This window comes from Klebsiella sp. BIGb0132 (genome assembly GCF_024810075.1).
Lineage (GTDB): Bacteria > Pseudomonadota > Gammaproteobacteria > Enterobacterales > Enterobacteriaceae > Klebsiella > Klebsiella terrigena.
In genome coordinates this window covers 94,805-102,671 of sequence record NZ_JANUDW010000013.1, presented here as the reverse complement: position 1 = coordinate 102,671, position 7,867 = coordinate 94,805, and the positions used below count along the sequence as shown (strand labels likewise).

Annotated in this window: 7 protein-coding genes and 1 riboswitch; of the genes, 2 read left to right on the top strand and 5 right to left on the bottom strand. The window is 55.4% G+C overall.

Annotation, left to right across the window (positions count from 1 at the left end):
• Positions 1-98 precede the first annotated feature (98 nt).
• Together murI and btuB are read right to left on the bottom strand one after the other, a co-directional pair.
• A complete protein-coding gene (murI, locus tag M2416_RS24465) occupies positions 99-950 on the bottom strand; it encodes a glutamate racemase (protein ID WP_045853640.1) in 852 nt (283 codons plus the stop codon).
• Positions 895-2,763 (bottom strand): TonB-dependent vitamin B12 receptor BtuB, encoded by a 1,869-nt coding sequence (btuB, locus tag M2416_RS24460; RefSeq protein ID WP_259227372.1) that lies wholly within the window; start codon positions 2,761-2,763, stop codon positions 895-897. Before btuB ends, murI begins: the two co-directional genes overlap by 56 nt.
• A 67-nt stretch (positions 2,764-2,830) precedes the next feature.
• Positions 2,831-3,010: riboswitch (cobalamin riboswitch) on the bottom strand.
• A 115-nt stretch (positions 3,011-3,125) separates the two neighbouring features.
• On the opposite strand from btuB, the gene trmA reads away from it, so the two are divergent.
• Complete coding sequence (trmA, locus tag M2416_RS24455) at positions 3,126-4,226, top strand: tRNA (uridine(54)-C5)-methyltransferase TrmA (RefSeq protein ID WP_259227369.1); 1,101 nt, start codon at positions 3,126-3,128, stop codon at positions 4,224-4,226.
• A gap of 55 nt (positions 4,227-4,281) precedes the next feature.
• Here trmA and M2416_RS24450 read toward each other — a convergent pair whose 3' ends face one another.
• The gene (locus M2416_RS24450) at positions 4,282-4,641 is read right to left on the bottom strand and encodes a YijD family membrane protein (RefSeq protein ID WP_259227368.1); all 360 of its coding nucleotides are present in this window, start codon (positions 4,639-4,641) and stop codon (positions 4,282-4,284) included.
• Between the two features lie 15 nt (positions 4,642-4,656).
• The gene (fabR, locus tag M2416_RS24445; protein ID WP_259227365.1) at positions 4,657-5,292 is read right to left on the bottom strand and encodes an HTH-type transcriptional repressor FabR; all 636 of its coding nucleotides are present in this window, start codon (positions 5,290-5,292) and stop codon (positions 4,657-4,659) included.
• A gap of 195 nt (positions 5,293-5,487) precedes the next feature.
• On the opposite strand from fabR, the gene sthA reads away from it, so the two are divergent.
• Positions 5,488-6,888 (top strand): Si-specific NAD(P)(+) transhydrogenase, encoded by a 1,401-nt coding sequence (sthA, locus tag M2416_RS24440; RefSeq protein ID WP_076947970.1) that lies wholly within the window; start codon positions 5,488-5,490, stop codon positions 6,886-6,888.
• On the opposite strand, the gene oxyR is transcribed toward sthA, so the two are convergent.
• Positions 6,871-7,788 carry a DNA-binding transcriptional regulator OxyR gene (oxyR, locus tag M2416_RS24435; RefSeq protein WP_041143454.1) on the bottom strand — a complete coding sequence of 306 codons (918 nt, stop codon included), beginning with the start codon at positions 7,786-7,788 and terminating at the stop codon, positions 6,871-6,873. The two genes, sthA and oxyR, sit on opposite strands and share 18 nt — an antisense overlap.
• Between the last annotated feature and the right edge of the window lie 79 nt (positions 7,789-7,867).

The following is a 7,867-nucleotide window of genomic DNA, read 5'->3' as shown; positions in this document are numbered from 1 at the left end:
TCCGTGTCAGTGGAGGCGCATTATAGGGAGTTCTCCGACGTTGACAAGCCCTGTTTGCAAAAAACTTTTCAACCGCCTCTTTTTTCACCAAAACGCGCCTAAACTGGCAGTTTTTCCAGCGTTTCAAAGCCGTAGCGCTGTAAAACGGGTAAAAGCTGTTCAGTTTCCGCCGTCAGCGCCATGCAGTATGCCAGGTTTGGATCGCTGGATTTCGCATCCGGCGCCTCATGTTCCAGCAGCCAGACGGTGCGACGGGCGATGGCGGCACCGGAATCAATCATTCTCGTCCCTTCCGGCATCACCTGCTGCAGCTCTTCCTGTAATAGAGGGAAATGGGTGCAGCCCAGCACAACCGTATCAGGTGGTTCGGCCATTCTCAGCCACGGACGAAGAATGCGTCGTAGCTCCTCCAGCGGAACCGGCTCACCGTGCAGCTTCGCTTCCGCCAGCTCAACCAGCTCTGCGGAGCCAAGCATCTCTATCTTGCATTCATTTGCAAAGCGGCTGATCAGCTCGCGCGTATAGGGCCGTTTGACCGTACCGCGTGTCGCCAGCAGGCCAACGACGCCGTTCGCCGTCAAACGGGCCGCAGGCTTAATCGCCGGAACCACGCCCACTACGGGGAAAGCAAAGCGGTCACGAAGGGCAGGAAGAGAAACGGTACTTGCGGTGTTGCAGGCAATGACGGCCAGTGCCAGCGGATAACGCCGTTGAACCGCGGTGACAATTTCGAGCACGCGCTCAACGATGAACTCTTCGCTCTTCTCCCCGTAAGGAAAAGCCACGTTATCGAAAGCGTAGATGTAATGCAGATTCGGCAGCAGCTGCCGAATCTCATTATAAACCGACAACCCACCGACACCGGAATCAAATACCAGCACGGTGGGGCGTGGATCAGAAGGTGTAGCTGCCAGACAAGTAGTATTCTCGTCCTGCAGTTTGGTAGCCATAAGCTGTCTCGTAATCTTTATCGAACAGGTTGGCTATTTTACCACGAACTGTCAGGCGATCGGTGATCGGATACGCGGCAGAAACATCAAGCGTGCTGTAGCTTGGCAAAATCCGCTGCGTATTGTTGTACTGAGAGGTGTTGTTATCGTAGCGCTTACCGTAATACTGCCACGACACATCCATATCGACGTTAAACATCGTCCAGTCCACCTGATACTTCGCCTGTCGCTTGGAGCGTCGGGCAAGGACCTCACCGTTATCATCATTACGCGGGTCGACGTATTGCAACGTAACGCGATGGCTGAAAATACCGGTATCCACGCTTCCCGTCCATTCAACGCCCTTGATCGTCGCGGCGTTGATATTGTCATATTCGCCTTCGAAGGTGACAGGGTCTGAATAGTAGGTAATCAGGTTAGTAATCTTGTAGTGATACGCCGAGAGGCGCCAGTCCAGCGGCCCGGTGAGCCCTTCAAGCCCGGCTTCCCACTGCTGCGACTCTTCAGGCTTCAGGTTTGGATTTGAGCTGATTCCGAAGCGGGTAGAACCAAACTGCTGTCCCAGCGAAGGAGCGAGGAAGCCAGTACCGTAGCCCAGGGTCACGCGATAGTTTTCGACAAACTCCCAGCCGGCAGTGGTCTGCCATGTTCCGTGCCAGCCAAACTGTTCGTCGTGATCTTCACGGCCGGAGGCTTCAAGGGTCACATCACCAAACTGCTGCTGCCCGGTCAGATACAGGCCGGTGTTATCACGCTTGTAGGTGTCCGATAGTACCGTATCCGAGGAGGTCAAACGCTGCTGCTGCCAGTCCACGCCAGCGCTCACTGAACCATGACCGACAATAAGGTTGTTACCCCACTGCAGATTACGCTGGGTCATTCGATCGAGCGTGGTGCCATCATTATAACGGCCATAGATGCTGCTGTAGTTGTAGTCTTTGACCTTCTGATAGCTGGCAACGAGCTGCGATGAGTAGATCCCGGAGCTGTACTTCAGTCCCGCGTCCCAGCTCTGATTATAGAGCTGCTCTTCATCTGCGCTGTAGGCTGGGGTGTACGGCGGGCTTCCCAAATCGTAGTCAGAGTTGTTGGTGTAGCTACGACCGCGGAAGAAGCCATCAAAGCTATCGTTAAATTTATGCTCCAGGCTGCCCCAGAACGCTTTGCTGCGGAAGCCGTCGCGATCCTGGTCGTGGTCCCAGCTTGAGCCGGGCTGGACGTTAAAGCCTTTATTACCCTCATAAGAGCCGGCCACCGTGGCAACCGTATCGCCAAAGCGGTGACGCAGGGTGCCATCATATTGCTGATAGCCTTCAGAACCGACGCCGGCGGTGATCTTAGATTGTTCTTTATCGGAATGGGTAATGACGTTAATCACGCCCCCCATTGCGCCGGAACCATAAATAGCCGAACGCGGGCCGCGGATGTATTCCACGCGCTGTACCAGCGACAGCGGGATTTGGTTCAGGTCGGGGTTATTCGTAATACCCGGGCGGGACATGGGGATACCATCGACCAGCACCAGCACCTGCTTAGCCTCAGTACCGCGAATAAACAGGGAAGACGTCTGCCCCATTCCTCCGTTCTGCGCGACGTCAACGCCCGGCAGACGACGCATGACGTCATTTAAATCCTTTGATTGCCAGCGATCGATATCTTCACGCGTTACCACATCGGTCGGCGCAAGGACCGTACTGACCGGCTGTTGAAAACGATTTGCTGTCACTACTAACGTGTCTGAATTGCTGTCTTGCGCCCAGCCGGAAAATGCCGTGACGGAGAGAGCCGTCATCAGCGAAGCTTTTTTAATCATTGTAAAAGCATCCGTAACATATAAAGGATGCCGCGGGTTTCATCAGTAGCACGCGATGATAGAAACCAAATGCGACGTATACCGGCAGGTCTTCGGGCTCGGGGCGTTTTATGGATGAGGACTTCCCACCAGATAGCGGCAGTGTCTGCAAATTGCGTTCATCCCACCTTCCTTACCGCTGCGCGTCAGCCCCAGATTTACACTGGGTTCCCTTTTAACTCACAGGACCGGTTACACAATGCTATAATCAGAAACATATAGAAGTCCAGACTTCTATAATTATATTTGATCCCTCATCCGGGCTGGACTTCCCTGATGCTTTCCCTACAATCCCCGCGTACTTATTTTATTCAGGATGCATCATGACCCCCGAACACCTTCCAACCGAACAATATGAAGCGCAGCTGGCAGAGAAAGTCATTCGTTTGCAAAAAATGATGGCACCTTTTGCCGCACCGGTTCCGGAGGTATTTCGTTCGCCGGTCAGCCACTATCGCATGCGCGCAGAGTTCCGCCTGTGGCACGATGGGGACGATCTCTACCACATCATGTTTGACCAGCAGACCAAATCGCGAATTCGCGTCGATAGCTTCCCGGCGGCCAGCGAGCTTATCAATCAGCTGATGGTCGCCATCCTCGACGGCGTGCGCGATAACCCGATTCTTCGCCATAAACTGTTCCAGGTCGACTACCTGACGACCATGAGCAACCAGGCCGTGGTAACGCTGCTGTATCACAAAAAACTCGGTGACGAGTGGCGTCAGCAGGCGGAAGCATTGCGCGACGCGCTGCGCGCGCAAAATCTCAACGTGCACCTGATTGGCCGGGCAACCAAAACGAAAATCGAGCTCGATCGGGACTACATCGATGAACGTCTGCCGGTAGCCGGCCGGGAGATGATCTACCGTCAGGTAGAGAACAGCTTCACCCAGCCAAATGCGGCGATGAATATTCAGATGCTGGAGTGGGCGCTGGAGAGTACGCAGGGGGCAACCGGAGATCTGCTGGAGCTATACTGCGGCAACGGCAACTTCTCCCTGGCGCTGGCGCGTAATTTCGATCGCGTGCTGGCCACGGAAATCGCTAAACCTTCCGTCGCCGCGGCGCAGTACAACATTGCGGCCAACCATATCGATAACGTGCAGATTATCCGTATGGCGGCAGAGGAGTTTACTCAGGCAATGAACGGCGTGCGGGAGTTTAACCGCCTGCAGGGTATCGATCTGCAAAGCTACCGCTGTGAGACGATTTTTGTCGATCCGCCGCGCAGCGGGCTGGATAGCGAAACCGAGAAAATGGTGCAGGCGTACCCGCGAATTCTGTACATCTCCTGCAACCCGGAGACGCTGTGTCAGAACCTGGAAACCCTCAGCCAGAGCCACGATATTACGCGTCTGGCGCTGTTCGATCAGTTCCCGTACACCCATCATATGGAATGCGGCGTCTTATTAACCCGCAGGTAGGCGATGTTCACAGAACCCGGCGCCGCGATGCCTGCCGGGTTCTGACATAAAGCGGTTACTCTGCCGCCGCATCCTTCCGATTACGCATCCGGTAGCCTATCCAGAATACCGTAATGACCGACAGCACGGCCGGGAAGAAGTTAGAGCCGATGTCCGGATATTCCGCGCGCACCACGGTGCTATATAGCAGAACCCCAAGAATGAAACAGGCAGCAGCCAGGCCCGGCAGCCCCACGGGCATACTCCGGTTCTGATAGCGCTGGTGCAGACAGTAGACCGTCAGCAGCAGAGACAGTGCCGGGAAAATGGAAAAGGGAACAATCGAGCTGAACAGCGCGGCGAAGGTTCCGTTAATCGACAGGCCAGCGATCAGCGCCAGCAGCAGCGTACCTTTATCTTGAACTGAGTGTTTCATTGCTCGTCCTTCACGTTATTCGGAATGATTTGATATTTTTTCTTGTTCACGGCGATACCAGTAATACGCGCCTTTCGAGATCATTCTCAGCTGCAGCACCAGCCGTTCTTCCAGCTGTCGGCGCTGTTCAGGCCCGACGTCCAGCGCCTCAGCGCCGGCGCTAAATACGATGGTGACCATCGCTTCAGCCTGCGCTTCAGTAAAGGCGCGCGGCATGTGGTTTTCGATTTCTAAATAGTCGGCAAGTTCCGCGATGAAATGCTGGATCTCGCGCGCCACGGCGGCACGAAACGCCGCAGATGTACCGGAGCGTTCGCGCAGCAGCAGGCGAAAAGCGTTCGGGTTATTGCCGATAAACTCCATAAAGGTGGAGACCGAGGTGCGAATCACGCTGCCGCCTTTGGCAATACGCTGGCGCGCCTGGCGCATCAGCTGACGCAGCATCAGCCCGCTCTCATCGACCATGGTCAGACCGAGCTCATCGACATCGCGAAAATGACGATAAAAGGAGGTCGGTGCGATCCCCGCCTCGCGCGCAACTTCACGCAGGCTTAAGCTGGCGAAACTCCGTTCGGCGCTAAGTTGGCTAAATGCCGCTTCTACCAGCGAACGCCGGGTTTTCTCTTTTTGTAGCGCTCTTACGCCCATCACGTTGTATGAATCCTTCCAATAGCCCTGCTGGCACTATACCAGAGATAAAACTAATCGGTTTACACTGGTTTGTGAAAGATTGTTTACGAGCCGATCATGCTTTTATGCCGCAAAAAAGCACAACGATAATTGGGTTAAACTGCGGCGAATGTTATCATCGTGTTTATTTTCTGTATAAAACAGGTGAGTAATGCCATGTCGCACTCTTGGGATTATGATGCAATAGTAATTGGTTCCGGCCCCGGCGGCGAAGGCGCTGCGATGGGACTGGTTAAGCAGGGAGCACGCGTTGCCGTTATTGAACGCTACCATAACGTCGGCGGTGGCTGTACCCACTGGGGAACCATCCCGTCGAAAGCGCTCCGCCACGCCGTCAGCCGTATTATCGAGTTCAACCAAAACCCTCTCTACAGCGACCACTCCCGCCTTCTTCGCTCCTCCTTCGCCGACATTCTTAACCATGCCGACAGCGTCATTAACCAGCAGACCCATATGCGTCAGGGATTCTATGAGCGCAACCACTGCGAAATCCTGCAGGGCAACGCGCACTTCGTTGATGAACATACGCTGGCCCTGGAGTGTCACGACGGCACCGTTGAAACGGTCACCGCAGAAAAATTCGTTATCGCCTGCGGCTCCCGCCCGTATCACCCGGCAGATGTAGATTTTTCCCACCCGCGCGTGTACGACAGCGACTCCATCCTCAGCCTTCAGCACGAGCCGCGCCATGTGATCATCTACGGCGCAGGGGTCATCGGCTGCGAATACGCGTCAATCTTCCGCGGTATGGAAGTGAAGGTGGATCTGATCAACACCCGCGATCGGCTGCTGGCGTTCCTCGATCAGGAGATGTCCGACTCCCTCTCCTATCACTTCTGGAACAGCGGCGTGGTGATTCGTCACAACGAAGAGTACGAGAAGATTGAAGCCGTGGATGATGGCGTAATCATGCATCTGAAATCGGGCAAAAAGCTGAAGGCGGACTGCCTGCTGTATGCCAACGGTCGTACCGGCAATACCGACTCCCTGGCGCTGGAAAATATCGGTCTGCAGACCGACAGCCGCGGCCAGCTGAAGGTCAACAGCATGTACCAGACCGCGCTGCCGCATATCTATGCCGTTGGCGACGTCATTGGCTATCCGAGCCTGGCTTCGGCCGCTTACGATCAGGGGCGCATCGCCGCGCAGGCGCTGATTAAAGGCGAGGCTTCGGCCCATCTGATTGAAGATATTCCGACCGGTATCTATACCATTCCGGAAATCAGCTCGGTGGGTAAAACCGAACAGCAGCTGACCGCCATGAAGGTCCCTTATGAAGTGGGCCGCGCGCAGTTCAAGCATCTGGCGCGCGCGCAGATCGTCGGCATGAGCGTGGGAACCCTGAAAATCCTGTTCCACAGGGAAACCAAAGAGATCCTGGGTATTCATTGCTTTGGCGAGCGCGCGGCCGAGATTATTCACATCGGCCAGGCGATTATGGAGCAGAAAGGTGGCGGTAACACCATTGAGTACTTCGTCAACACCACCTTTAACTACCCGACGATGGCGGAAGCCTATCGGGTAGCCGCGTTAAATGGCTTAAACCGCCTGTTTTAACGCTTCGTCGAAGTGGCCATCCATGGTGCTACGGATGGCCTCCGCCAGATGTTCATAGCGGCTGCGCAGCGGCGAACCGGGGCGATAAACCAGCCCAATGGTGCGTCGCGGCTCGGGCTTAATGCACGGAATGTACACCACGCCATCGCGTCTTCTCTCCTGCGGCACCGCAAGCGCAGGCAGCAGGGTAATCCCGCTCCCGGCAGCAACCATGTTGCGCAGCGTTTCAAGACTGGTGGCGCGGAAATGGGTATCTTCATCGGCGCCGGCCTCAAAACAGAAGCCCATCGCCTGATCGCGCAGGCAGTGGCCATCTTCCAGCATCAGCAGCTTTTCCCCGGCTAAATCGGACATCGGCACGCGGTCGCGGTTGGCCCACGGGTGATCTTCATAGATAGCCAGCATCATCGGCTCATCAAACAGCGGCACCTCAATAAAGGCTTCGCTCTCTTTAACCAGTGCCAGGATAGCGCAGTCAAGCTTGCCGCTATCCAACTGGGCCAGCAGCTGATGGGTTTGGGCTTCATGCAGATACATTTCCAGCTTGGGAAAAGTCTGGTGCAGCATTGGGATAATCTGCGGCAGCAGATACGGGCCAATCGTCGGGATCAGGCCTATATGCAGCGGCCCGGACATCGTCTCGCCCTGTTGGCTTGCCATTTCCTTGAGCACTTTTACTTCGCGCAACACCGTACGCGCCTGATCCACCAGCAGCAGTCCCGCCTGGGTAAACAGCACTTTACGGCTGGTACGCTCCAGCAGCATGACCCCAAGCTCATCCTCCAGCTTGCGGATTTGCCCGCTAAGCGTAGGTTGGCTGACGTGGCAAGAGTCCGCCGCGCGCCGGAAGTGGCGGTGCTCGGCTAGCGCAACCAGGTATTCAAGATCGCGAATATTCATTATTCATCCTCCGTCGCCATGATAGTTCATGGCGATAGATAGCATAGCAACGAACGATTATCCCTATCAAGTTTTCTGT

What these genes read in the sequence shown, in the direction of transcription:
- M2416_RS24450 (WP_259227368.1), bottom strand. Translation starts at nt 4,641, where the DNA reads ATGAAACACTCAGTTCAAGATAAAGGTACGCTGCTGCTGGCGCTGATC.
- murI (WP_045853640.1), bottom strand. Translation starts at nt 950, where the DNA reads ATGGCTACCAAACTGCAGGACGAGAATACTACTTGTCTGGCAGCTACA.
- oxyR (WP_041143454.1), bottom strand. Translation starts at nt 7,788, where the DNA reads ATGAATATTCGCGATCTTGAATACCTGGTTGCGCTAGCCGAGCACCGC.
- trmA (WP_259227369.1), top strand. Translation starts at nt 3,126, where the DNA reads ATGACCCCCGAACACCTTCCAACCGAACAATATGAAGCGCAGCTGGCA.
- btuB (WP_259227372.1), bottom strand. Translation starts at nt 2,763, where the DNA reads ATGATTAAAAAAGCTTCGCTGATGACGGCTCTCTCCGTCACGGCATTT.
- sthA (WP_076947970.1), top strand. Translation starts at nt 5,488, where the DNA reads ATGTCGCACTCTTGGGATTATGATGCAATAGTAATTGGTTCCGGCCCC.